Source organism: Xanthomonas arboricola pv. populi (assembly GCF_002939945.1).
GTDB lineage: Bacteria > Pseudomonadota > Gammaproteobacteria > Xanthomonadales > Xanthomonadaceae > Xanthomonas > Xanthomonas arboricola_A.
This window is the reverse complement of sequence record NZ_MDEB01000001.1, coordinates 65,560-90,043: the sequence shown is the minus strand read 5'-3', so window position 1 is coordinate 90,043 and position 24,484 is coordinate 65,560. Positions and strand designations below refer to the sequence as shown.

General features: G+C 67.0%; 20 protein-coding genes and 1 other RNA gene. 14 read left to right on the top strand and 7 right to left on the bottom strand.

What is annotated here, in order from left to right; genetic code table 11:
* The first annotated feature begins 111 nt into the window (after window positions 1-111).
* From XaplCFBP3123_RS00415 to XaplCFBP3123_RS00395, 5 genes are all read left to right on the top strand, one after another.
* Window positions 112-954, top strand: a complete 843-nt coding sequence (locus XaplCFBP3123_RS00415; protein WP_104532331.1) for a class I SAM-dependent methyltransferase — start codon at window positions 112-114, stop codon at window positions 952-954.
* A 12-nt stretch (window positions 955-966) separates the two neighbouring features.
* Window positions 967-2,199 carry an amidohydrolase family protein gene (locus XaplCFBP3123_RS00410; RefSeq protein ID WP_104533212.1) on the top strand — a complete coding sequence of 411 codons (1,233 nt, stop codon included), beginning with the start codon at window positions 967-969 and terminating at the stop codon, window positions 2,197-2,199.
* On the top strand, window positions 2,196-2,894 hold the full coding sequence (locus XaplCFBP3123_RS00405) for a class I SAM-dependent methyltransferase (RefSeq protein ID WP_104532330.1): 699 nt from the start codon (window positions 2,196-2,198) through the stop codon (window positions 2,892-2,894). The genes XaplCFBP3123_RS00410 and XaplCFBP3123_RS00405 overlap by 4 nt, the downstream gene beginning before the upstream one ends.
* A 136-nt stretch (window positions 2,895-3,030) precedes the next feature.
* Entirely contained in the window at window positions 3,031-4,161 is a 1,131-nt protein-coding gene (locus tag XaplCFBP3123_RS00400) for a glycosyltransferase family 4 protein (protein WP_104533211.1), read from the top strand.
* Window positions 4,158-5,270: a glycosyltransferase family 4 protein gene (locus tag XaplCFBP3123_RS00395; RefSeq protein ID WP_104532329.1), complete on the top strand. Its 1,113-nt coding sequence runs from the start codon at window positions 4,158-4,160 to the stop codon at window positions 5,268-5,270. The genes XaplCFBP3123_RS00400 and XaplCFBP3123_RS00395 overlap by 4 nt, the downstream gene beginning before the upstream one ends.
* Window positions 5,271-5,560: 290 nt before the next feature.
* Here the strand turns inward: XaplCFBP3123_RS00395 and XaplCFBP3123_RS00390 are convergent, their stop codons facing one another.
* Window positions 5,561-6,775 (bottom strand): nucleotidyltransferase family protein, encoded by a 1,215-nt coding sequence (locus XaplCFBP3123_RS00390; protein ID WP_104532328.1) that lies wholly within the window; start codon window positions 6,773-6,775, stop codon window positions 5,561-5,563.
* 57 nt (window positions 6,776-6,832) lie between these two features.
* On the bottom strand, window positions 6,833-8,386 hold the full coding sequence (locus XaplCFBP3123_RS00385; RefSeq protein WP_104532327.1) for a B12-binding domain-containing radical SAM protein: 1,554 nt from the start codon (window positions 8,384-8,386) through the stop codon (window positions 6,833-6,835).
* A gap of 156 nt (window positions 8,387-8,542) precedes the next feature.
* On the opposite strand from XaplCFBP3123_RS00385, the gene XaplCFBP3123_RS00380 reads away from it, so the two are divergent.
* Both XaplCFBP3123_RS00380 and XaplCFBP3123_RS00375 read left to right on the top strand, forming a co-directional pair.
* Window positions 8,543-9,604: a serine kinase gene (locus XaplCFBP3123_RS00380; protein ID WP_104532326.1), complete on the top strand. Its 1,062-nt coding sequence runs from the start codon at window positions 8,543-8,545 to the stop codon at window positions 9,602-9,604.
* A gap of 111 nt (window positions 9,605-9,715) precedes the next feature.
* A complete protein-coding gene (locus XaplCFBP3123_RS00375; protein ID WP_104533210.1) occupies window positions 9,716-11,413 on the top strand; it encodes an ABC transporter ATP-binding protein in 1,698 nt (565 codons plus the stop codon).
* A 32-nt stretch (window positions 11,414-11,445) separates the two neighbouring features.
* Here the strand turns inward: XaplCFBP3123_RS00375 and XaplCFBP3123_RS00370 are convergent, their stop codons facing one another.
* Window positions 11,446-12,849 (bottom strand): MFS transporter, encoded by a 1,404-nt coding sequence (locus tag XaplCFBP3123_RS00370; protein ID WP_429001610.1) that lies wholly within the window; start codon window positions 12,847-12,849, stop codon window positions 11,446-11,448.
* Between the two features lie 383 nt (window positions 12,850-13,232).
* On the opposite strand from XaplCFBP3123_RS00370, the gene XaplCFBP3123_RS00365 reads away from it, so the two are divergent.
* The 3 genes from XaplCFBP3123_RS00365 (at window position 13,233) to XaplCFBP3123_RS00355 (ending at window position 14,946) form a co-directional block, all read left to right on the top strand.
* Window positions 13,233-14,234: an LLM class flavin-dependent oxidoreductase gene (locus XaplCFBP3123_RS00365; RefSeq protein ID WP_104532325.1), complete on the top strand. Its 1,002-nt coding sequence runs from the start codon at window positions 13,233-13,235 to the stop codon at window positions 14,232-14,234.
* 60 nt (window positions 14,235-14,294) lie between these two features.
* A complete protein-coding gene (locus tag XaplCFBP3123_RS00360; RefSeq protein WP_104532324.1) occupies window positions 14,295-14,795 on the top strand; it encodes a pyridoxamine 5'-phosphate oxidase family protein in 501 nt (166 codons plus the stop codon).
* A gap of 75 nt (window positions 14,796-14,870) precedes the next feature.
* A non-coding RNA gene (locus XaplCFBP3123_RS00355) (sX9 sRNA) lies at window positions 14,871-14,946 on the top strand.
* Window positions 14,947-14,972: 26 nt separating this feature from the next.
* Here XaplCFBP3123_RS00355 and XaplCFBP3123_RS00350 read toward each other — a convergent pair.
* Together XaplCFBP3123_RS00350 and XaplCFBP3123_RS00345 are read right to left on the bottom strand one after the other, a co-directional pair.
* Window positions 14,973-15,644: an exopolysaccharide biosynthesis protein gene (locus XaplCFBP3123_RS00350; RefSeq protein WP_172453024.1), complete on the bottom strand. Its 672-nt coding sequence runs from the start codon at window positions 15,642-15,644 to the stop codon at window positions 14,973-14,975.
* The gene (locus XaplCFBP3123_RS00345; RefSeq protein ID WP_104532322.1) at window positions 15,628-16,968 is read right to left on the bottom strand and encodes a hemolysin family protein; all 1,341 of its coding nucleotides are present in this window, start codon (window positions 16,966-16,968) and stop codon (window positions 15,628-15,630) included. Before XaplCFBP3123_RS00345 ends, XaplCFBP3123_RS00350 begins: the two co-directional genes overlap by 17 nt.
* Window positions 16,969-17,242: 274 nt before the next feature.
* Between XaplCFBP3123_RS00345 and XaplCFBP3123_RS00335 the strand changes: the two genes are divergently transcribed.
* The 3 genes from XaplCFBP3123_RS00335 (at window position 17,243) to XaplCFBP3123_RS00325 (ending at window position 19,889) form a co-directional block, all read left to right on the top strand.
* On the top strand, window positions 17,243-17,869 hold the full coding sequence (locus XaplCFBP3123_RS00335) for a DUF47 domain-containing protein (protein WP_104532321.1): 627 nt from the start codon (window positions 17,243-17,245) through the stop codon (window positions 17,867-17,869).
* 9 nt (window positions 17,870-17,878) lie between these two features.
* Window positions 17,879-19,006, top strand: coding sequence for an inorganic phosphate transporter (locus XaplCFBP3123_RS00330; RefSeq protein WP_104532320.1), 1,128 nt, complete (start codon window positions 17,879-17,881; stop codon window positions 19,004-19,006).
* 121 nt (window positions 19,007-19,127) lie between these two features.
* Window positions 19,128-19,889 (top strand): YdcF family protein, encoded by a 762-nt coding sequence (locus tag XaplCFBP3123_RS00325; protein ID WP_104532319.1) that lies wholly within the window; start codon window positions 19,128-19,130, stop codon window positions 19,887-19,889.
* Between the two features lie 226 nt (window positions 19,890-20,115).
* On the opposite strand, the gene XaplCFBP3123_RS00320 is transcribed toward XaplCFBP3123_RS00325, so the two are convergent.
* Together XaplCFBP3123_RS00320 and parE are read right to left on the bottom strand one after the other, a co-directional pair.
* Window positions 20,116-21,618 carry a S10 family peptidase gene (locus XaplCFBP3123_RS00320; RefSeq protein ID WP_104533208.1) on the bottom strand — a complete coding sequence of 501 codons (1,503 nt, stop codon included), beginning with the start codon at window positions 21,616-21,618 and terminating at the stop codon, window positions 20,116-20,118.
* A 403-nt stretch (window positions 21,619-22,021) separates the two neighbouring features.
* Complete coding sequence (gene parE / locus XaplCFBP3123_RS00315) at window positions 22,022-23,911, bottom strand: DNA topoisomerase IV subunit B (RefSeq protein WP_104532318.1); 1,890 nt, start codon at window positions 23,909-23,911, stop codon at window positions 22,022-22,024.
* 162 nt (window positions 23,912-24,073) lie between these two features.
* Between parE and XaplCFBP3123_RS00310 the strand changes: the two genes are divergently transcribed.
* Window positions 24,074-24,322, top strand: coding sequence for a hypothetical protein (locus XaplCFBP3123_RS00310; protein ID WP_172453023.1), 249 nt, complete (start codon window positions 24,074-24,076; stop codon window positions 24,320-24,322).
* The last annotated feature ends 162 nt before the right edge of the window (window positions 24,323-24,484 follow it).

Here is a 24,484-nt window from a genome sequence, read left to right as displayed (position 1 = left end):
AACCAAACCGCCAGCGCGTGGCACTCACCGGTCAATCAAGCGATGCCGCGTTGGCGGTGTCGCGCCTGGAGAGTGTCGTGAGAACAGCTGGATCGGTGTGGGAGGCTGCGCATGTCGGTGGTCAATGAGCATGCGGCGCGCGGTGGCACGGTGGCCCCGGAGCGCTTGCTGGAGACGCAACGCGCGTTCGACAGCGTGGCGCCGGACTACGACGGCCCACGCGGCAACAACGCGCTGATCCAGCGCATGCGCACCACGTTGTGGGACACGGTCGCGGCCGAGTTGCCGGTGGGCTCGCGGCTGGTGGACCTGGGCTGCGGTACCGGCCTGGATGCCGGCGAATTCGCACGTCGCGGTTACCGCGTGCTGGCCACCGACTGGTCGCCGGCGATGGTCGAGCGCACCCGCCATCGCGCGGCCACGCAGGGCCTGGAAGAGCGCCTGAGCGCCGCCCATGTCGGCATCCAGCAGCTCGACCAGCTGGAGGGCAGCTTCGACGGCATGTATTCCAACTTCGGCCCGCTCAATTGCGCGCCGGATCTGCCGGCGGTGGCGGCCGAGTGCGCGCGTCTGCTGCGCGCCGATGGTTGCCTGGTGTTCTCGGTAATCGGGCGCATCTGCCCGTGGGAAATCGGCCATTACACTGTGCGCGGGCGGTTCAAGCGCGCCGCGGTGCGCGCCGCGCGCGGGGTGACTGCCGTGGGCATGAACGGCCATACCATCTGGACCTGGTACCACCTGCCGCGCGAGTTCTATCGCGCCTTCGACAAGCACTTCGTACTGGACCGCTATCGCGCGTTGAGCCTGTTCCTGCCGCCGCCGTATCTGGTGGATTTTTGCGAACGGCATCCGCGCCTGTCCGCGCGTCTGGGCCGGTGCGACGACCGGCTGGGCGGCCTGCCGCTGCTGCGCGACATGGGCGATCACTTCCTGATCGTGATGCGCAAGCGCTGAGTGGAGATGCCGATGTCCATGGCCGATGTGTGTCTGCAGGGCGCGCGCTCGATCACCCTGGCCGGCCCCTCGCGCGCGCCGCTGACCATCCGCGCGGGGCGCTTCGGCGGCACGCTCGGCACGCGCAGCCTGCGCCTGGACCTGCAGGGGCATGTGCTGGCGCCGGGCCTGATCAACGCGCACGATCATCTGCAGGTCAACTGCGTGCCGCCGCTGCCGCAGTGCGCGGCGTTTCCCAACAGCTATGCATGGATCGAGGCATTCCAGGCGCATTTCCGGCATCCCGATGTGGCGGTCGCCCTGCGTGTGCCCAAGGCGGTGCGTCTGCGTCACGGCGGATTGAAGAATCTGCTGGCGGGCGTCACCTGCGTGGCGCAGCACGACCCGTGGCACGCCACGCTGGACGAAACCAGCTTTCCGGTCAGCCTATTGCGTGCGTTCGGCTGGAGCTATGCGCTGGGGTGGACCGGCTATGGCCCACCGGTGCAGGGCAGCTTCGCCGCGACCTCGCCCGAGCATCCCTGGATGATCCATCTGGCCGAAGGCACCGACGCGGTGGCGGCCGCCGAGCTGGAGGAACTGGACCGGCTCGGTTGCCTGGCCGCCAACAGCGTGCTGATTCATGGCGTGGGCATGGGCGAGCGCGATATCGAGCGGGTGATCGCACGCGGCGCAGCGGTGGTGTGGTGCCCATCGAGCAATCTTGCGCTGCTGGGTCGCACGCTCGACCCCTGGCGCCTGTGCATGGCGGGCCGGCTCGCGTTGGGCAACGATTCCCGCGTCAGCGGCGCGCGCGATCTGCTCGAAGAACTGCGCATCGCTACCAGCAGCGGGTTGGCTGCGGATCTGTTGCTCGGCCTGGTCACCCATCAATCGGCGCGCATCCTGCGCATGGCCACGCGTGGACGCCTGGCGCCGGAGGCGGCGGCGGATCTGGTGATCGTGCGCGACCGCGGTGGCGACCCGGCCAACAGCGTGGTGGGCTGCGCACGCAGCGATCTGCGTGCGGTGATACGCGATGGCGCCCCGCGCATCGCCGACCCGGATTTTGCCGACTGGTTCGATGCGGCCGGCATCCGGACCGTACCGGTGCTGCTGGACGGCCGCCCCAAGTTGCTCGACGCCACGCTGGCCGATCCGGCGGTACTGGCACTGGAACCCGGCCTGCAGCGCGTGCCCCGGCCTGCACACCAGCCTGTGCGCCAGCCCGGCGTTGCCATGGCCGCCAGCGGTGCGGTGTCGTGAGCGCAGTACCGATCCTCGAGCCGGCAGCGGCGTATGCGTTGTGGGCGCAGGCGTATCCGCCGCACGCGCACAACCCGGTGATGCTGGCCGAAGAGCGCGCCATGCTCGCGCTGATGCCGAACGTGTTGCAGGGCCAGCACGTGCTCGACGCCGGCTGCGGCAGCGGCCGCTACATGCTGCATGCTTTGCGGCGTGGCGCGCTGCAGGTCACCGGCGTGGATCTGTCGCCGCAGATGCTGCAGCGTGCGCGCGCCGAGCTGGCGCAGGACTGGCCATCGGCGCGCATGCGCCTGCAGCAGGGCAGCCTGGAGCAGCTGCCGCTGGGCGACGCAGTGGCCGATCTCAGCGTCTGCGGTCTGGTGGTCGGCCATCTGCAGCAGCTATGGACGGCGCTGGAAGAACTGCACCGCGTCACCCGCGTCGGCGGCATCGTGCTGTGCAGCGACGTGCATCCGATCGGCCATGCGCTGGGCTGGCGACGCGACTTCAAGGCCGATGGCCGGCAGTACGCGGTGCGGCATACGCAGCATCTCTACAGCCATTGGCATGCGGCCTGCGTTGCGTTGGGCATGGAGATCGAAGCGGTGGCCGAGCCGATGCTGGACCCGGCCGACATCGCGCCCGGTGCGCGCTTTGATCAGGCCGCGCTGCGGGTGCCGGTTGCGCTGGTGCTGCGGCTGCGGCGCATCGCGTGACCAACGTACTGTCCATGGTGGCGTGTGCATGCAGCACTCCAGTCGCGGACAAACCGTGCTGGTGGCGCGCGGTGCAGTGCGCGGCACGTGGCCTGGTCGCCATTGCAGGGCGTGCAATCCGGGCGCGGTCGGTGCCATGAGCCTGCAGGTGGCGCAGCTCAATCTGGTGCCGACTCCCGCCGGCCTGACTGCCGAGCAAGTGTTCGCGCAATGGCCATCGCTGGCCGACATCGCCGAGGCCGTCGCCAGCGCCGGGGTCCGCGTGTCGGTGGTCCAGGCCTCTGCACTGAAGTTGCGGCTCAGCCGCCAGGGCGTGAATTACCGCTTCGTCGAGCTGGGCGCGCGCGACAGTGCGCAGCGCGCAGCGCTGCTTGCGGCGACGCTGCGCGAGATCGGCGCCGATGTGATCCATGTCCACGGTCTGGAATTTGCCGGCGATGCACGCCGTCTCGCCCGCCTGCTCCCGCACACGCCGATCCTGCTGCAGGATCACGCCAACCGCCCGCCGCGCTGGTGGAGCCGGAGTGTGTGGCGGGTTCGCTACGCCGCTGCCGCCGGGATCGCGTTCACCTCGCAGGAGATGGCGCAGCCGTTTGTACGGGCGCGCCTGTTCAAGGCCAGGACGCAGCTGTTTGCGATTCCCGAATCTAGCAGCCGCTTTTCGCCGGGCGATCGCCTGCAGGCACGCGAGCAGACGCGTCTGCATGGCGATCCCTGCATATTGTGGGTCGGGCATCTGAGCGCGGCCAAGGATCCGCTGTGCGTGCTCGATGCCGTCGCCCTGGCCGCACGCGTGTTGCCCGGGCTGCGGCTGTGGTGCGTGTTCGACCAGGCGCCGTTGCTGGAGCGGGTACAGCAGCGTCTGCGCGCCGATCCGTCGCTGGCGCGCTGCGTGCAGCTACTGGGCAAGGTGCCGCACGCACGCGTGGAAACCCTGTTGCGTGCCTGCGACCTGTTCGTCTCCGCCAGTCATGCAGAGAGCTGCGGTTACGCCGCAGTGGAAGCGTATGCCTGCGGCACCTTGCCGCTATTGACCGATATCCCGTCTTTCCGTGCGCTCAGCGATGGCGGGGCGGTCGGCGCGTTGTGGCCGGTCGGCGATGCCTCGGCCTTGGCGGAACTGCTGTTGCGTGTCTTCCGGCAACGCCCCGATCGCACACAGGTGCGCGCGCATTTCGATGCACGGCTGTCGTTCGCCGCAGTGGGGCAACGCTGGGCAAGTGCGTACACCCAGTTACTGGCGACCGCGCCGAGGCGAACCGCATGAAACTGGCCCTGGTGGTCCCGGGCGGCGTGGATCGCAGCGGCGAGGTCCGCGTGATCCCGGTGTTCCTGACCCTGATCGAATGGCTGGCGCGCCATCACCAGGTGCACGTGTTCGTGCTGCACCAGGAGCCGCTGCCCGGCACCTGGGCATTGCGCGGCGCCACCGTGCACAACATCGGCGCCAGGCGCACCCGCACGCGCGCGATCGCCGCCATTGCCGACGAACATCGTCGGGCTCCGTTCGATGTGATCCAGGCCATCTTTTCCGGCTATTGCAGTCTGATCGCTGTCATAGCGGCAAGACTGTTGCGACGCCCAAGCGTGGTGCATATCGCCGGTGGCGAGCTGGTCGCGTTGCATGGCATCGGCTACGGCGGCCGGCGGCGTTGGCGCGGACGTCTGCGCGAAGCGGTGATCCTGCGCCTGGCCGATCGCGTCACCGCGGCCAGCGCGCCCATCCTCGCGTCGCTGACGGCGCTCGGCATTCACGCACAGCGGGTGCCGTTGGGCGTGGATCTGCGTGCCTGGCCGCCGACCGCGCCACGCGCACGCACGGGTGGCATCGCCCGCTTGCTGCATGTGGCCAGCCTCAATCCGGTCAAGGACCAGACCACCTTGCTGCAGGCGATGGCGGCGCTCAAACGCGCCGGTGTCGCCTTTACCCTGGACATGGTCGGCGTCGATACCCTGGATGGCGCCATGCAGCGCCTGGTGCAACAACTGGATCTGGGCGGGCAGGTGCGTTTTCTCGGTTTCAAGAGCCAGCACCAGTTGCGCCCGATCATGCAATCGTCCGACCTGCTGGTGCTGTCGTCCTTGCACGAAGCCGGCCCGCTGGTACTGCTGGAAGCGGCGGTCGCCGGTGTGCCCACCGTTGGCACCGCAGTCGGGCATCTGGTCGAGTGGGCACCGGCGTGCGCACTTGCGGTGCCGCCGGGCGATTGGGCCGGGCTGGCAGAAGTCGTCCGTCAGGTATTGGCCGATGACGAGCTGCGCTTGCGCCTGGCCTGGGCAGCGCAGTGCCGTGCGCTCCGCGAAGACGCGGCGCTGACCACGCGGTTGTTCGAGCAGCTGTATCGGCAACTGTGCGAGGCGCGGCCGCTGCGCTGAGTGCGCCTGCAAAGGACGCAGATTGCATCAGCCGCCAGGCCACACGCGTGGTGCATCAACGGGATTGTAAAGCCAGGCGTGGGGAGCTGATCGCAAGGGTAATCCGCTCAAAAAGCCGGCAGCTTGCGCACGCCTGTTGCCGGCCTGGGATGGCCAGCAAGGCGCGGCGAGCAGCCGATAGATGGGTGCGGACGGCGCTCCCAGAATCGGATTTTGCGGCTGACACACGCCGACCTCAAGCGCCGGCCGCGCCGGCCTGACGGTAAGCGCGGCAGTGGTGTCAGCCGCGCTCAGGCTGGCTGCAGGTAGCCGTCCAGCGCCGCACGCACCACATACAGCATGTCGGTGCGCGGCACCGGCCGGGTCAGGCGCGTCATCACCCGGCGCAACTGGGTCTGCCGCACCCATGGCTGGCCCTGGAGCCACAACTGGGTCTGCAGCATGTCCGCACGTTCCTTGCGGCTCTCGGCCGTCGGGACCACCCGGTTGCGCAGGTATTCCCGCGCATCGCCCAGCGAGCGTGACCATTCGATGCCGGGCAGGGCCGACAACCACAGGTTGGAGCACGAGGCACTGGTCAGGGTCTGGCGGGCCGCACGCATGCGCAGCACGTGCGGGCAATCGGCCTGCAGCCGCGCCATCACCGCCGGTGGCACCACGCTGCGGTAATAGCGTTGCAGCAGCAGCAGCGGCGGCAGCGCCCACCACGGCGCCACGGCCGGGTCGTCCCACAACTGTTCCCAGTCACGCGGCCCCATGCGCGTGGCCAGCAGTGCGAGGTCATGCAGATGCATCAGGCGGATGCTGCGGTGGCAGATGCCGCCGGCCGCATGCAGCAGCAGGTGGCACATCAGCGCGCCGACCGACGGGTAAGGGTTCAATCCCGGCTGCGGACGCTCCGGCAGGATGCGCGCGGTGATGTCCACGCTGCGCAGCGGCAGGCGTTCCTGGATGCGGGTATGCAGCTCGAGATTGATCGGCGCATCGCGATGCTCGCCCAGTCCCGCGACCGCCTCGCCATGCAGCGGCTTGAACACCTGGTGCTTCCATTGTTCGAAGCAGGCCACGTAACCGAGTTCGCACAACAGCGCCGCCGCCGCGGGCGCATCCTCCGGCGCCACCAGCAGATCGATATCGGCCATCGGCCGATCGCCGGGCAGATAGACGCCGAGCCGATGCAAGGCGGTGCCCTTGAGACCGACCAGGGCGATGCCGGCCGCACGCGCTGCCGCGTCGATGCGTGCCAGCAACAGCGCGATGCGCCGATGGCGGTCTTCGACATGGCTGCGTTGCTCACTCAGAAACGCGGTCCAGTCGGCGTTCTGCCACAACGAGCGGCGTTGCAGCAGCGGCGACACGCCATGCGCTGCCGCCGTTGCCGCGGCCAGTTGCCATTGCAGCCGGTCCCACTGCGGCACCGCTTCACCGGGCTGCGCCAATTCCCGGGCCAGCCGTTCGGTGGCCGTGCGCAGGCCGTACTTGATGGTGCGAAGGGAAGGCTGCATGCGGCTGTGATCCGAAAGGCGAGGTGAGGGTGGGAAGCGAGATCGGCGCGTTGCGCGCTAGCCGACCAGCACGCTGCCCAACTGGCGCGGCTGCCGTGCGGCAGCGCTGACCAGCGGCTCGGTGCGATGCTGCCGTTCGCTGGCGATCAAGGCGGACCAGCGCGCTTCCAGCGTGTACGAGCCCTGCGCAAACGCATCGGCGCCCAGCGTGGCGCGCGCCTGTTGCAGGTCGACCTGCGTATGTAGCAGGTCGCGCACGCTGCGGTAGAACTCCGAGTCGTAGGCGCCATGGAACATCATCGCCAGGTCGTCGCTGTCCTGCCAATGGGTCTTGCCGCCCAGCTGGTTCTTCACTTCCTCGTAGAACTTGGTGCCGGGCAGGGGATAGGACACGCTGACGCCGATGATGTCCGGGTTGGCCTGCGTCACCAGTGCGCGCGTGGCCAGGATGTCCTCGAGTTCTTCGCCCAGGTAGCCGAGTTGAATGAACAAGCCCACGCGGATGCCGTGCGCACCCAGGCGCTGGCGTGCGGCGATCACCTCGCCAACCTCGGTGCCCTTGGTCATCTTGTCCAGGATGCGCTGGCTGCCGCTTTCGGCGCCCAGCCAGGCCTCGGCGCAGCCGGCGCGCGCAAGCGCAGCGGCCATGCGTTCGCTGGCCAGGTCGGCACGGGTCTGGATGGTGAACGGGATCGCGCCATCGGCCTCGCTCAGGCGTTGCGCAAAGGTTTCCACCCAATCGATATGGAAGCCGAAGATGTCATCGGCCATCCAGAGGTGATCGGGCTGGAAGCTGCGCTTGAGATGGATCATTTCGGCAGCCACGTCTTCTGCATCGCGGCGCTTGTAGTGATTGCCCCAGATTGGTTTGGCGCACCAGTTGCAGCGAAACGGGCAACCGCGCGAGGCGGCCATGTTCAGGCTGAAATAGCCGTGCCGTTGCTGCCAGAAACGCTGATAGCGCGGCATATCGACCAGGTCCCAGGCCGGCAGACCGCTCAGGCGCGCATCCGGCGGCTGCGCGCCGGGATGCACGCGCGTTGCGGCAGGCTGTGCGGTGGCGATACGTGCCACGCCTGCCAGCCAGGCGTCGACGTCGATATCCGGCGTCGCTTCCAGTCGCTCGATCAGTTCGATCAGCGGTGCGATCCCTTCGCCGACCAGCACCGCATGCGCGCCGGCGTCCAGGAATACGTCCGGGTTGTCGGACGCATCGGAGCCGGCGACCAGCACGCGGCAACCGGCAGCACGCGCCTGCGCGATCATGCGGCAGGCGGCCTCGCGCATCCGGCTCAGGCACATCTTGGTGAGAAAGTTGAAGTTGTCTTCGTAGAACACCACCACATCCGGCTGCGCCTGGTGCAAGGCGCCGGTGTAGTCCTGCACGTCGTCGGCCAGCATCGCGTCGAACAGACTCAGTGCATGGCCACGTTCGCGCAGCAATGCCGCGACCTGCAGCGTCGCCAGCGGTGGATATGGCTTGCCGCGCTCCCATTGCTTGGGATCGTAACGCAGGAAATACGAATGACTGACCTGGATCTTTAGCATCTGCACAAGGCTCTCGTTCTGTCGCCAGGTGGGCGCAGCGGCGGCGTGCGCAGACACCGGCATTCGGCTCGGCAGTAGGTGCGGATGCGGGCGGCTTTGGTTGCGCCGATTCGCGCCCGGTCGTTGGCTTGCATTGGGCATGCGTGCCGATGCGCGCGGGGCAACCTTTCTCTTGCCGATCGGCACATACCGGCTGATCGATGCAATGGATGGAAAGGCATGCCGCAGTCGGCTGCGTTGGCGCAATTGATGCCGGTGGGCAATGACGCACGCTCCGGCGCGCCGGATGCGGCGGCAGCGGCAGCAGATCCCTTCGGCGAACATCGGCCGCGTCGGCATTGCGTGCGCCGGCAGATCCTCGGCGCGCTGTTTCACTTCGAAAGCGACAGCGAGGCGCTACTGGCGTTGGTGGACCTTGCCTACGCAGGCCTGCCCGCACATCGCCTGCCGGGTGCGCCGGAGTTCCATGTCACGCTGGATCTGCTGTCGCGTGGGCATGCGCCACCCAGCGCAGAACCGCCACCGGTGCGCACCCACGCCAGCGGCGGCCTGCTGTGCGGCGTCATGGATGCCTGCAATTACCTAATGCTGTCGGTGCCCGCGCGCCGCGCCATGCTGGTGGTCTCCGACGACATGCTCGCCCACGCCTATCACGTGCGTTATGAGCTGATCGAATTTGCCGTGTTCCTGCTGGCCGCACGCGGCATGGGCCTGGTGCCGTTGCATGGCGCCTGCGTGGGCCGACAGGGACGCAGCGTGCTGTTGCTCGGCGCCAGTGGCGCCGGCAAATCGACCCTGGCGCTGCACAGCCTGTTGCATGGCCTGGACTTCATCGCCGAAGACGGCGTGTTCGTGGCGCCGGAGAGCCTGCTCACCACCGGCGTCGCCAATTTCCTGCATCTGCGCGCCGGCGCGCTGGGCCTGGTCGACGCGCAGACCCGCGCGTGGATCAGCGCCTCGCCGACCATCCGCCGCCGCAGCGGCGTGGAAAAGTTCGAGATCGATATCCGCCACGGCCGCGCGCAGCTGGCGCGCGCGCCCCTGCAGTTGTGTGCGGTGGTGATGCTGTCCGCAACGCCGGCGAGCGATCCCGCACAGCCGTTGCTGGCGGTGCCGGCCGAACGCATCGCCGATTGCCTGGCAGGCGACCAGCCATATGCGGCCGGCCAACCGGGCTGGCAGCGCTTTGTCGAACAGGTACAGCGCATCGGCATGTTCACCCTGCGCCGCGGGGCACATCCGCAGGCCTCGGTGGACGCGCTGTTGCAGGTGTTGCGGTGAGCGCACACGCAACGCGGCAGCGGAGCGTCGCCTGCCGGGTCAACGCCATGCCGCATCCCACAGTGCGCGTCAGGCGTGACTGAGATGCGCGCCGCTGCGGATCTCAAGCCCATGCGCGCGATGTGGCGCGATTTCGTCGGCACGCTGGTGCCGGCGGATGTGTCGACCATCGCGCTCTACGTCGGCCTGTCGCTGCTTGCGGCTCTGGCCGGCAGCATCGTTGCGGTCAGCCTGGTGCCGCTGGTGCAGCCTGGGCACGCCGTCCGCCTGACCGGCTACGCGCTGGCGTTACCGGATGGTCTGGCGATGCCGGTGGCGCTGTTCGTCGCTGTCAGCCTGGTGTTTGCCGCATTGCGTTGGCATAGCGCAGGGCTGGCCGCGCGGCTGACCAGCCGCTACGCGATCGGGCTGCGGCAGCGTGTGCATGCCGCCTTGATCGATGCGCCGCTGCCGGCCTTGTCCGGCGCCAGCTCGGCGGAAATCGCCAATGTGCTGACCTACAACATCGAAATCGCCACCCAGGGGTTCAGTGCGGCCTTGCAGCTGCTGGTGGCCGGCACGACCGCCCTGGTGAGCATCTGCATCGCGGTCATGATCGCTCCTGCGTTGCTGATGGCGGCGCCGCTGCTACTGGGGCTGGCGTGGCTGGGCTTGCGCATCTCCAGCAGCGACAAACAGGCGCGCATCAGCCGCGATTACGTGGCCGACATGACCCGGCTGTTCTGGTTGAGCGAAGACTTTCCGCGTCGCCTGCGGCATGTGCGCTCGTTCCAGCGCGAAGCGCTGGAAACCCGCCATTACGAGCGCATTTCCGCTCGGCTGGGGCAGGGCTATGCGCAGCAGCAGGCGCTGGTGGCGGGCAGCCGGCTGCTGCTCGAAGCCACTGCGGTGGCTGCAATCGCCTGCATCCTGGTGCTGGCCAATCTGTGGCAGGGCGCGGACCGCGCTGCGCTGATCACCGTCAGCCTGCTGCTCGGGCGCCTGCTGCCGTATCTGGTCAGTACCCGCCAGAGCGTGCAGCAACTGCGCTCGGCCTGGCCGGCGCTGCAGTTGTGGCGGCGCTATGTGGAGCTGGGCACGACGCGTACGCACACGTCGGCCGCGCCGGCACAACCGTTGCCGGCAGCCGTGCATCTGGAACATATCGGCCTGGCACCGCCATTGCCCAGGCTCGATTTCGAGCCGATGCTGCTGCTGCCCGGCGAACTGACCTTGGTCGTCGGGCCCTCCGGCATCGGCAAGAGCAGTCTGATGGACGTGCTCTCGGGTCAGACCCCGCCCGCGCAGTTCACCGCGCACATGGCCGGGCGCCGGCTGGATTTTGCCTCTTATCGCGCCCTGGTACGGCATAGTGCCTACCTCGGCCAGGGGGTGCGGCCGTGGCAGCGCACGGTCCGCGCGTGCCTGGACTGGGCGTTGCCCGGCACCCCCGATGCGCGCATGTGGGAGGTGCTCGGAGACGTCGGCTTGAGCACGCGTCTGCGGCGCGACGGGCAAGGCCTGGACAGCTTGATCAACGGCCCGGACGGGCGGCTGTCCGGCGGCGAAGCGCAGCGCCTGCTGCTGGCCCAGGTGCTGTTGCGCCAGCCGACCCTGGCGGTGCTGGACGAGGCCACCAGCGCACTGGATGCGGAGGCCGAACACCAGGTGTTGTGCATGCTGCGGCAACGCCTGCCGCAGACCGCGCTGGTGGTGGTCTCGCATCGCACCAGCCTGGCTGCGGTGGCCGATCGCACGGTTGTCTTGGGCATTGCGCTAGGCGCGCAGACCGCTGTCCGCGCCGATGCGGGTGCAAGCTCAGGCGCGTGATGCCACGTGGCGTGGTCGCGTCGGCACCGCGATCAACCGGCAATCTCCTCCAGCGCCCGATTGCGCGTGCGCGGGCCCAGCAGCGCAATTACGCTGGCCACGATCGACATGCTGATCACGATAAAGGCCAGCACACCATGGCTGCCGACCTGTGCGAGCAGCCAGCCGATCAGCACGCTGCTCACCGCGGTGGAAAGACGGCTGAAGGAATAGCAAAAGCCCACCGCCCGCGCGCGCAGCCCGGTGGGGAACAGCTCGGCCTGATAGCCGTGATAGGCAAAGCTCATCCAGGCATTGCAGAACGCGATCGTCGCCCCGCACACCACCATGCCGATCGCCTGATGCTGTTGCGAAAACAGCACGCCGAACAGCACTGCGCCCAGGGCCGATGCGGTGATCTGCCATTTGTTTTCCCAGCGCTGCGCAAAGCGCAGCAACAGCAGCGGTGCCAGTGGGTAGGCCAGCGAAATCGCAAAGGAATAGCCCAGGCTCTTGGTCACGCCGGTGCCTTGCGCCGAGATCAGTGCCGGCAGCCAGTTGCCGAAGCCGAAAAAGCCGATCGCCTGAAAGATGTGGAACACCACCAGCATGCCGATGCGCCCGCGATACGGCGTACGCCACAGCACTGCTGTCTGCATGTCGCCGGCCGGCGAGGGGGCAAGCAACTGCGGTGCGGCCAGGGGCGCGCCCAGATCGCGCGCGCAGCGCGCTTCGAGCTGGCTCAGCACCGCATCGGCGTCGGCATGGCGTCCTTGCGCCGCCAGCCAACGGGCGGATTCCGGCAAACGGCTGCGCAGCCACCAGATCGCCAGCGCAAACACCCCGCTCAGCAACACCACCCAGCGCCATCCGCTCACCCCCAGCGGTGCGTGCGGCACCAGCAACCAGGCGGTCAGCGCCACCGCAGGCACCGCCAGAAACTGCACGAAGAACGCGAACGCGAAGGCCGCGCTGCGCATATGCCGCGGTGCCAGCTCAGACAGATAGGTGTCGATGGTGACCAGCTCGATGCCCAGGCCGATCCCGACCACCAGGCGCAGCACGATGACGCCGGTGGCGGTGTCCTGCAGGCCCATCGCCACGGTCGCGGCGGTGTACCAGATCAAGGCGAAGGTGAACACCGGCCGGCGCCCGAAGCGGTCGGCGAGCGGACTCAACAGGGCGGCGCCGACGAACAGGCCCAGAAACGTCGCCGCCGCGAACGCGGCCTGGTCGGACATGCCGAACGCGCCATCGGTACCGCTGGCGAAGATGCCGTCGCGGATCAGCCCGGGGCTGATGTAGGCGGTCTGGAACAGATCGTACAACTCGAAAAATCCGCCCAGCGCGAGCAGGCCGACCAGCCGCCACAGCGTGGCGCTGGCCGGCAGCCGATCGATCCGCGCGGCGATGTGCAGGGTGTCGGAAGCGGAGTCAAGCGAAGCGGTCGAAGCCATCGTCATGCGGGCGCTGCCAGTGCGATGTCCATCATAGCTAGCCATCTGATCGGTCAGCAGCTGTGCTTCGCGACGCGCTCGACGCATTCGCGCACCAGCAGCCACAGGCATCTAAAAGCCTCTCTCCTGCGGGAGAGGGATTGGGGTGAGGGTACGGGGGCAAAGCCGCATGTTTACTCAAACTCCCCCAAGCTTCGCACGTACCCTCATCCGCCCCTGCGGGGCACCTTCTCCCGGGGGGAGAAGGGAGTAACGCCTCCATAAACCATCCCCGTTGTTCGACCACTGGAATGCTGTAATCCCCCCAGCGCCGCCTGGGCAGGTGGCAAAGCCGCCAGGTCAGCCCCATCTGTTGCACATCATTCATTCCCCGGAGTCATCCGATGACGCCCATTTCCGTGCTCGACCTGGCGCCGGTCTGCGAAGGCAGCGACACCACCCACGCCTTCGCCAACATGCTCGACCTGGCCCAGCACGCCGAGCGCTGGGGCTACCAGCGTTACTGGCTGGCCGAGCACCACAACATGCCGGGCATCGCCAGCGCCGCCACCGCGGTGCTGATCGGCCACGTGGCCGGCGGCACCAAGACCATCCGCGTCGGTGCCGGCGGCATCATGCTGCCCAACCATGCGCCGCTGCAGGTAGCCGAACAGTTCGGCACGCTGGCCTCGCTATATCCGCAGCGCATCGACCTGGGCCTGGGCCGCGCACCCGGCACCGACCAGCCGACCGCGCGCGCCCTGCGTCGCTACTTCGACAGCGCCGACCATTTCCCGCAGGACGTCGCCGAGCTGTTGCGCTACTTCGCGCCGGTCGTGCCGGGGCAACTGGTGCAGGCGGTGCCGGGCGGCGGCCTCGACGTGCCGGTGTGGCTGCTGGGTTCCAGCCTGTTCAGTGCACGGCTGGCCGCAGCGATGGGCCTGTCGTTCGCGTTCGCCTCGCACTTTGCGCCCGATGCGATGGACGAGGCGGTGGCGATCTACCGCCGCGAGTTCCGCCCGTCCGCGCAGTTGGCCAAGCCACACGTGATGCTGGCCTTGAATGTGGTGGCCGCGGAGACCGAAGCACAGGCACGCCGTCTGTTCACTACCCAGCAGCAGAGCTTCGTCAACCTGCGGCGCGGCAAGCCGGGCAAGATTCCCGCGCCGATCGACGACATCGACAGCTTCTGGCAGCCGCACGAACGTGCCGGCGTGGAGCGTGCCTTGGCCTGCACGGTGCTGGGCGATGTCGAGCAGATCGCGCAAGGCGTGGCCGAGTTCATCGAGCGCCACACTCCGGACGAGCTACTGTTCACCGCCAACATCTACGACCATGCCGCGCGTTTGCGCTCGTTCGAAATCGCCGCCATGGCCTGCCGCGAGCTGGATGTGACCTCTGTGTGATTCACGTCGCTTTGCGCGGCGATCCGCTCAGATGCGTGCACCTCCATTGGGAAGACCAGCATGCAATTTCAGGAACGCAGCGAGAGCATCAAGCAGTTGGCGGAATTGATCCGTGGCGTGGACATCGCGATGTTCACGACCGTATCGGCCGACGGCAAGTTGGTGAGTCGGCCGTTGGGCACGCAGGAAGTCGAGTTCGATGGCGACCTGTGGTTCGCCACCGCTGCCGACAGCCCGAAGGTGGCAGAGATTGCCGCCGACCCGCGCGTCAATGTGGCATACGCCTCGGCGTCGAAGAACAGCTATGTGTCGGTCGCCGGTACCGCACGCGTGGTCAATGACCGCGCCAAGATCGAGCAGCTGTGGTCGCCGGCAATGAAGGTGTTTTTTCCAGGCGGCAAGGACGATGCGAACCTGCGTCTGATCCACGTGCGCGCCGAATCGGCCGAGTATTGGGATGGCCCGAGCGGGCTGCTGGGCAAGGCGCTGTATTTCGTGATGGCGGCAGTCACCGACGATACCGGCAGCCTGTCGGATAACCGCGTGGTCGATCTGAAGTAATTGCGCTCAACGAAGAGCGGTTAACAACACTACTGCGCAGCCGCCAGGCGGGCGCGGCCGATGCTCGGTATCCTCATGTACCACGCGTACACTGCGGTTCCTGTGCGTCGTCCGCACCCACCTGATGACCGCTCGCTACGTTTTGTCAGCCGCTCTAGTGCGCCGGTCGTTGTGCGCTCAGCGCCAGGCGACCGGCCACCAACCGCCGATCAGGTCCAGCAACTGATCCGAGGTGACGCCGAACACCGCCACCGAGATCAGCGCAGCGGCCCAGCCCACCAGCAGCAACGCGCCGTCGCGTTCGAGCAGGGCCAGCGCAAACAGCAGCAGGATCAGCCCGAAGATGTAGTTGGTGAACGGGATCGGCAGCGTCAGCAGGATGCCGACCAGCACCAGCAGCACGCCGGTGAACATCTGCGCCGGAATCCGGTCCAGCATGCCGTGCAGGCGTGGTTTGAGCAGCCGGTCCAGGCGCTGCAGCGTCGGCGCAAGCCGCGCGACGAAACGTTGGCTGGTGCTGCGGCGCGGCCCGCGGTCGCCGATGAAACGCGGCACCCACGGCTTGCGCAGGCAGCACATCATCTGCAGCCCGATCAGCACCGTCAGCGGGCCGCTGATACCGCCGGCGACGCCGGGAATGGGAATGAACGACGGCAGGATCGCCAGGAACAGAAATACCCCGAACGCGCTCTGCTGCAGATCGGCCAGGATCTCGCGCACCCGCAACACATGCGCCGGATCGCCCTCGCTGAAGGCCGCCAGCAGGCTGCGGATGCCTTCGTTGCGGTAGCGCATCTGCTCGCCGTCGGCCGCATCCGAAGGCGGTACGCCCTTATCCGACGATGTCATCGCTGCCCTCGTCGCCGACACGGCTCAGCAGCAGCTTGTCCACGCGCGCGCCATCCAGATCGACGATCTCGATGCGCCAGCCGGCCCAATCGAAGAATTCGCCCGCCTGCGGAATGCGCCCGAAGTAGTAGATGCACAGGCCGGCCAGCGTGTGATAGTCGCCTTCGTCGGCTTCCGGCAGTTCGGCGCCCAGCACTTCGCGCAGTTCCTCCACCGGCAGCGAGCCGTCGATCAGCAGCGAGCCGTCGGCACGCGTGACCACCAGCGCATCCTCGTCGGTGTTTTCCACCGCCTGCAGACGGCCGACCACCGCGCCCATCAAGTCGCTGATGGTCACCAATCCGCGGATTTCGCCGTATTCGTCGACCACCAGGGCCATCGACTGCTGTTCTTCGCGGAAGATTTCCAGCAGCTTCATCGCATGCGTGGATTCGGACACGAACAAGGTGTCGCGCAGCGCATGGAACAGGTGCGCGCCGTGTCCATCCATGCGCGTGACCAGCGATTTGACTTCCAGCACGCCGGCGATGTCCTGGTCGCTGCCGCGGTAGACCGGGTAGCGCGAGAATTCGTGTTCGCGCATCACCAGCAGATTGCGTTCCGGCTCGGCATTGGCGTCCAGCCAGGCGATGCGGTTGCGCGGGGTCATCAGGCTGTCGGCGGTGCGGTCGCCCAGCCGCATCACGCGGTTCATCATGTCGCGCTCGTGTGCATCGATCACGCCGGCCTCGTGGCTTTCGGCCACCAGCATGCGGATCTCCTCTTCGGTCACCGATGCCGATTCGTCCTTGCCCATGCCGAGCATGCGCAGCACCAGCCTTGTCGAGCGCGCCAGCACCCACACGCCGGGCGCGGCGATCCTGGCCAGCCACGCCATCGGCACCGCGACCACCCCGGCGATGTCCTCGGAGTTGCGCAGCGCCAGCCGCTTGGGTACCAGCTCGCCGAAGATCAGCGTCAGGAAGGTGATCAGGGCCACCGCCAGCGTGCTGCCGATCACCACCGAATATGGGCGCGGCTTGCCGACTAGTTCGAACGAGGCCGACAGGGCCGGGAACAGGCCCTGCAGCCAGCTGCTGATGGCCTCGCCGATCGCCTCGCCACCGAACACGCCGGTCAGGATGCCGATCAAGGTGATGCCGATCTGCACCGTGGACAGGAAGTTTTCCGGGCTTTCGGCCAGCGCCAGTGCGCGGGCGGCGCGCTTGCTGGAGCCGGCCATCTGCTTGAGGCGGCTCTTGCGCGAGGTCATCAAGGACATTTCCGACATCGCGAAGAAGCCGTTCAACAGGATCAGCGCGATGACGATCAGAAACTCAACCACGGGCGTCTTCCCCGGTCAGTGAAGGGGAGGGCGGGCGAGCACTGGGTTGGCCGGCGCACGCAGAGGCGGGGCGGCAACGGGGGAATATAGGGTCGTCTTCCATAGGGTGCACCCGGGGGCGCGGGAGCATGTTAGCAAACCACAGGGTGGTTCGAGCCGGCAAATGCCGATGTGAAGACCGCCTGCGCCGCCGAGATACCCAGACAGGTCATGGAACGGTCATAATTCGCGCTTGGCGTCCGTCTCTCCCTCGACGGCAGGAAGTTCTCCACCCATGTTCTCGTTGCAGACCATCTTCGGTTCCGGCAAGCAGTTCTATGCGCTCCTGAACGAAGCGGCGCAGGCCGCCTACGACAGCACCAAGGCCTTGCACGCCATGATGCGCACGTCCGACCGCCAACCCGCGCTGGACGCCTTCAAGCTGGCCCGCCTGCGCGAACGCGCCGCCTCCGACAAGATCGGCCAGGCGCTGGTGGACAGCTTCATGACCCCGATCGAGCGCGAGGACATCGAAGCGCTGGGCTCGGCGCTGTACAAGATTCCCAAGCAGGTCGAGAAGTTCGCCGACCGCTACTCGCTGGCCACCAAGCATCTGGAGCACATCGACTTCGCCCCGCGCGCGGCCATGCTGGAACAGGCAGCCGCCGTGGTGGTGGAGATGGTGACCGACCTGCCGCACATGAACATCGATCGCATGACCGCGCTCAACGACAAGCTGCGCATGCTGGAAAACGAAGCCGACCGGCTGATGCTCGAGCTGTATCGCGACATCTATTCCGGTCGCCTGGACACGCTGCAGATGTTCCTGCTCAAGGAATTCTTCGAGATCCTGGAAAAGGCCATCGACCGTTGCCGCGAGGCGGGGGTGGTGGTGTACCAGATCGTATTGAAGAACAGCTGAGGTCGCCGCGTGCTTACCCTAGTTATGGTGGTGATCCTGGCGGCGTTGGTGTTCGAGTTCATCAACGGCTTCCACGACACCGCCAACTCCATCGCCACCGTGGTCGCCACCAAGGTGCTGTCGCCGGGTTGGGCGGTGATGCTGGCCGCCGGCATGAACCTGATCGGCGCGCTCACCGGTACTGCGGTAGCGTTGACGATCGCCTCCGGCCTGCTCAACACCGACGTGGTCGAAGTCACCCCGCAGGTGATCCTGTGCGCGCTGCTGGGCGGCATCATCTGGAACCTGATCACCTGGTGGAAGGGCCTGCCGTCGTCGTCTTCGCACGCCTTGATCGGCGGGCTGTGCGGTGCCGGTCTGGCGGCCGCGCACAACAACTGGAACGCGTTGATCTGGTCGGAAAACATCGGCAACTGGGCCAAGAACAAGGGCCTGTTGTGGAAGGTGTTCGTGCCCATGATCACCTCGCCGATCGCAGGCTTCCTGCTCGGCATCGTGGTGATGCTGCTGCTGTGGGCGATCATCGCCGGCATGGCCCGGCTGGGCGGGCCGATCGGGCGGCTGGCGCGTCCGCGCTGGGTCAATGCGTTCTTCGGCAAGGCGCAGATCGCCTCGGCCGCCTACATGGGCTATGCCCACGGCCATAACGACGCGCAGAAGACCATGGGCATCATCGCCATGACCTTGATCGGCGCACAGTCGGCCGGTGCATTGGACGATCTGCCGAGCTGGCTGGCGTTCCTGCATCCGGGCACCGGGCTGGCCGCGGGCGCCGGCATTCCGATGTGGATCGTGCTGACCTGTGCGGTGGTGATGGCCGCCGGCACCGCCTCGGGCGGCTGGAAGATCATCAAGACGCTCGGCCACAAGATGGTCAAGCTGCATCCTATCCACGGCTTTGCCGCGGAAACCAGCTCGGCCACCGTGTTGACCGTGGCCGCGCACTTCGGCATGCCGGTGTCGACCACGCACAGCATTTCCACCGCCATTATGGGCGTGGGCTTTGCCAAGAACCCGCGCTCGCTGCGGCTGGGCGTGATCGAGCGCATCGTCTGGGCCTGGATTCTGACCATCCCGGCCGCCGGCGGCGTGGCGTATCTGATCCTGCGCTGCTTCGAATGGTTCGGCTGGACCTGAGCGATGTCGCGCGGTGGTCACCTCGGTGGGCGAGCATGCGCACCAGCTGCGGGCCGTCCTGTTGCAGGTCATCCCGTTCCACTCTGATGTATCAACGCGCCCTGCCTGAGGAAACGCGCCGATGATGCTTGCGCTGGTGTGCGTGCTGTTCCTGCTGTCCTGGTTGATCGGCTGCCGACGCTGGCTGCGCAGTGCGCGTGCGCTGGCGGCGGCCACGCTGGCGTTGCTGTTGCTGGTCGGCTGCGGCCCGTTGGCGAGCTGGATGCTGCACGGGCTGCAGCAGACCGGCGTCAACGATTTCAACGACTGGCGCGCGCGCAACATGATCGTACTGCTGGGCGCGGGCACGGTGCGGCCGGATGGCCCCGACGCCACCGCCGAGGCCAACATGTTCGCCTACGGCCGCATCGTCGAGTCGGCGCGGCTATACCGGCAGTGCCGTGCGCATGGCGGCGACTGCAAGATCGTGATCAGTGGCGGCGACGCGCGCGGGCTGGGCCTGTCCGAGGCGGTGGTGTATCGGAAGGTGCTGATCGGGCTTGGTATCGATCAGGCCGATCTGGTCATGGAGCCGTCCAGTATGAACACCTGGCAGAACGCGCAGTTCAGCCAGCCATTGCTGCGCAAGTACCGGCCCGACCGGGTCGTGCTGGTGTCCTCGGCCACGCATCTGCGGCGTGCCGGGCTGTATTTCCGCCATTTCGGCATCGATGCCACGCCGGTGCGATCTGACTGGTTGACTGCGTCCTGGGCGTGGTTGCCGCAGAGCTACAACTTCACCGTGGCCGATGTCGCCTTGCACGAGTATCTGGGCATCGCGCGCTATCGCATTTACGAGTGGATGGGCTGGAATGTGAAGGCTGCCGAGCCTGGGGCGTTGTGAATCGGGAATCGGGATTCGGGATTCGTGACAGCTGGTGTCCGTTCTGGTTTGTGCGGCTGATCAACTTCAACGGCACCTGTGCCGGTCTCAGGTTTGCGGAAGCGGGCGCATGCAACTGGCAGTAGGGCCAGTGCACGCGTTGTGTGGTGGCTTCGCGACGGGTTGATACGCACGCGCCGCTGGGTGCTGCATCGCCAGCCGCGTGTGCGGCAGGCGATGGCTGCGCTCAGCGGGTTTCGTACAGCGTCTTGACGTCGTTGCGGAACGCGGCCTGACTGTCGGGGCGGTTGTAGAACATGTGGCCACCCGAATATTCGCGGACCTGCACGCGCTTGGGGTCGCTTCCCATCGCCGGCATCTGGTCCACCGTCAACACCGAGCCCATGAACGGGCAGGAGAGGTCGTTCCAGCCATGCGCGATCAGCACGCGCAGCTTGGGGTCGATCGCCACCGACTGACGCAGCTGGGTGACCGCGCCCTTGCGCAATTCGTCGTTCCAGTCCCACAGCGTGTTGACGTCGTAATTGAGCGCCTGATAGCGCGCATCGACCTTCCAGCCGACCACGCGGGTGACGAAGTCCACCATCGCGGTGGTAGTCGGCGCGATGATGCTGTCCAGCAGCGGATCGTTGGCGCGCTGCTCGGGATCGTTGGGAAAGGGGTCGAACGCGGTGACGTTGGAGTCGTAGCGGCTGCCCAGCTCGCCCTTGTCGCGGAACACCTCGCGCAGGTATGCCTGGGTTTCCAGGCGTCCGCCGGAGCGCCGCACATAAGCCGGATCCAGCCCGGTCATGCGGGTGACCTGCTGCAGCATCGTTTCGGTCGCCTGCGGGTCGGTGCGGCCCTTCATCAGCGCCACCGCGTAGTCGCCGCGGGTGTAGTCGATCACCTGGCGCATTGCCGCGTCGCTGAGCCGGCCCTGGCGTTCCAGGTGCGCGGCGGCGATCGAGGGCAGCGTCATCATCCAGGCCAGTGGCGACACATCGCTGTTGTCGTCCAGGGTTGGGTTGAGGTACGGCGATACCAGCACCACGCCGTTCATCGCCACGCCGAGCCGGGTCTGCAGGTATTGGGTGATGCGCGGGCCGCGGAAGCCGCCGTAACTTTCGCCGACCAGGTATTTGCGCGCCTGCAGGCGGCGGTTCTTGAGCAGCCAGTCGTAGACCACGCGCGAGAGATATTCCACGTCGGCCTGCGGGTTGTAGAACTGCTTCTTGGCCTCGTCGTCGCCGATCAGGGCGCGGCTGAAGCCGGTGCCGACCGGGTCGATGAACACCAGATCGGTGAAGTCCAGCCAGGTGCCCGGATTGTCGCGCAGCGCCGCCGGTGCCGACGCGCTGTCGCCTTCGGCGCCGAAGGCGACCACCTTGGGCCCGATCGCGCCCATGTTCAGATACACCGATGACGCGCCGGGCCCGCCATTCAATGCGAAGGTCACCGGGCGGTCCTTGCTGTCGGCGGTGTAGGCGGTGAACACCACCTCGCCGGTGGTCTTGCCCTGCGCGTCGCGCACCGGCAGCGTGCCGACGGTGGCGGTGTAACTCAGCGTGCGCCCGGCCACGCGCGTGCTTTGCCGCACGCTCGCATCGGCCGGCAGTGGCGCGGGTTTGGCCGCGGGCGCGTCGGATTTGGCGTCGGTTTTTGCATCGTTCTTGTCGGGCGCATCGGCCAGCGCGGTCCCGCTGAGCAGGACGCAGGCCAGCAGGCTGGCGCGGAGGAAGGAGGGCATGAGCATCGGAGGTTCGGCAGGGGAGCGACGATGCTAGGCCCCGATGGCGCCCGATGGATGTGCACAAAGGCATGTGTGCCGCGTTGGCAGACGTGGCCTGCGGGGCAGATCAATGCGGTCTGCTTAAAGTAAGCCTCGACCGATAGCGCTCCCTTCTCCCCTCGGGAGAAAGTGCCCCGTAGGGGGCGGATGAGCGGCGCCTCAGGGAGATGTCACCGCCTGCGATGGCAAGCGTGTCGCCACGCGGCACCAGAGTGAATCACCGTCGTCACCCTCACCAATCCCCGTTTTGCGCCCCCGGCCCCTGCTAGCAGCGCGAGCGCTCCAAGGCACGCGCGCCAGTGGCGCGCAACCAGTGTCTTCTCGCCCCGGCGGGATAGGGGCTCTCAAGCTTCTTGTGCTTTTAAACCTCCAGCGACGCCAGATCGCCCTTGGTCTCCAGCCACTGCTTGCGATCGCCGGCGCGCTTTTTCGCCAGCAGCATGTCCATCAGCGAGCGGGTCTGTTCGCCGTCGTCGATGGTCAGCTGCACCAGACGGCGCGTGTCCGGGTGGATCGTCGATTCGCGCAGCTGCTGCGGATTCATCTCGCCCAGGCCCTTGAAGCGGGTGACGCTGACCTGGCCCTTGATTTTTTCGCGCGCGATCTTGTCCAGCAGCGTGGTCTTTTCCTCTTCGTCCAGCGCGTAGAACACCTGCTTGCCCACGTCTACGCGGAACAGCGGCGGCATCGCCACGAACACATGGCCGGCGGCAACCAGCGCCGGGAAATGCTGCAGGAACAGCGCGGTCAACAAGGTCGCGATATGCAGGCCGTCGGAGTCCGCGTCGGCCAGGATCACCACCTTGCCGTAACGCAGCCCGGTGATGTCGTCCTTGCCCGGGTCGCAGCCGATCGCGATCGCCAGGTTGTGCACTTCCTCGGAGGCCAGCACGCTGCCCGATGCCACTTCCCAGGTGTTGAGGATCTTGCCGCGCAACGGCAGGATCGCCTGGAAGTCCTTGTCGCGGGCCTGCTTGGCCGAGCCGCCGGCCGAGTCGCCCTCGACCAGGAACAATTCGGTACGCGACAGATCCTGGCTGATGCAGTCGGCCAGCTTGCCGGGCAGGGCCGGGCCCTGGGTGACCTTCTTGCGGACGATCTGCTTTTCGGTCTTCAGGCGCGCACTGGCGCGGTCGATGGCGATCTGCGCGATCTTCTCGCCGATCTCCACGTTCTGATTCAGATACAGGCTGAAGGCATCGTGCGCGGCGCCTTCGATGAAGCCGGCGGCCTGGCGCGAGGACAGGCGCTCCTTGGTCTGCCCGGAAAACTGCGGGTCGGTCATCTTCAGGCTGAGCACGAAGGTGACCCGGTCCCACACGTCTTCCGGCGCCAGCTTGACCCCGCGCGGCAGCAGGTTGCGGAAGTCGCAGAACTCGCGCAACGCATCGGTCAGGCCCGAACGCAGACCGTTGACATGGGTGCCGTGCTGCGCGGTCGGGATCAGGTTGACGTAGCTTTCCTGCACCAGCTCGCCTTCCGGCACCCAGGCCGCAGCCCAGTCGACGATCTCGGTGTCTTTCTTCAGGCTGCCTGCAAACAGGTCGGCCGGCAGCATCTCGTGCTCGGCCATCTCGCCCTTGAGGTAATCGCGCAGGCCGTTCTCGAAGTACCAGCTGTCCTGCTCGCCGGTGGCTTCGTCGTGCAGCTTGACGGTCAGGCCGGGACACAGCACCGCCTTGGCGCGCAGCAGATGGCGCAGCGCGCGCACGTTGAACTTGGGCGTATCGAAGTACTTCGGATCTGCCCAGAAGCGCAGTCGCGTGCCGGTGTTCTTCTTGCCGACGGTGCCCACCACTTCCAGCTTGGAAGCGGCGTGGCCGTCGCGAAACTCCATGCGGTGCTCGCTGCCTTCGCGCTTGATGAACAGCTCGACCTTGGTCGACAGCGCATTGACCACGCTCACGCCCACGCCATGCAGGCCGCCGGAGAAGGTGTAGTTGCGATTGTTGAACTTGCCGCCGGCATGCAGCCGGGTCAGGATCAGTTCGACACCGGGAATCTTTTCCTCCGGATGCAGGTCCACCGGCATGCCGCGGCCGTCGTCGGACACTTCGCAGCTGCCGTCCTTGTACAGGGTCACTTCGACCTGCCTGGCGTGACCGGCCAGCGCCTCGTCGACCGAGTTGTCGATCACTTCCTGCGCCAGATGATTCGGGCGCGCAGTGTCGGTATACATGCCAGGGCGGCGTTTGACCGGGTCCAGGCCGGACAGCACTTCAATATCGGCGGCGTTATAACGGGTGTTCATGCATCTCGTTGGCACGTGAAACGACGCGCAAGTGTGGGGGCTGAGACGATTTTTTGCACGCGACAGACGTTCAGTGCAGGGCGGGGTGCGGCTGGATACCCTGGCGTTGGAATCGGAACCAAACGTCCCCACCTGAGGATGTCACCGAACCCGGAGGACACCATGAAGTTCAAGCACATCCTGATGCTCACCCTCGGTGCTGCCGCAGTGGCCGCGCTTCCTGCCATGGCCCAGGCCGCTCCTCAGCAGACCGGACAGGGCGCCGGTGCCAGCGCGCAGAAGGCCGACGACGCCAAGGCCAAGACCGAAGCCGAGCGCAAGGCCGAACGCCGTGCCGCCGCCGCAGCGCATAAGCCCAAGGCCGATGAGGCCCCGCGCGAGGAAGAGGAAGAAGAAAAGCCGGCGCGCTGATGCCAGTGCGAATCGGCGCTCCGCCACGCAGACGCCCCGGCCTTGGCCGGGGCGTCTGCATTTGGGCGCCAGGCGCGGCGCCTCTTTCGCCGCTGTGACGACATGATCGTCACGCAACCCTTGGGCATTCGCCCGTCACCCGCTAAACTATGGCTTTCCGGG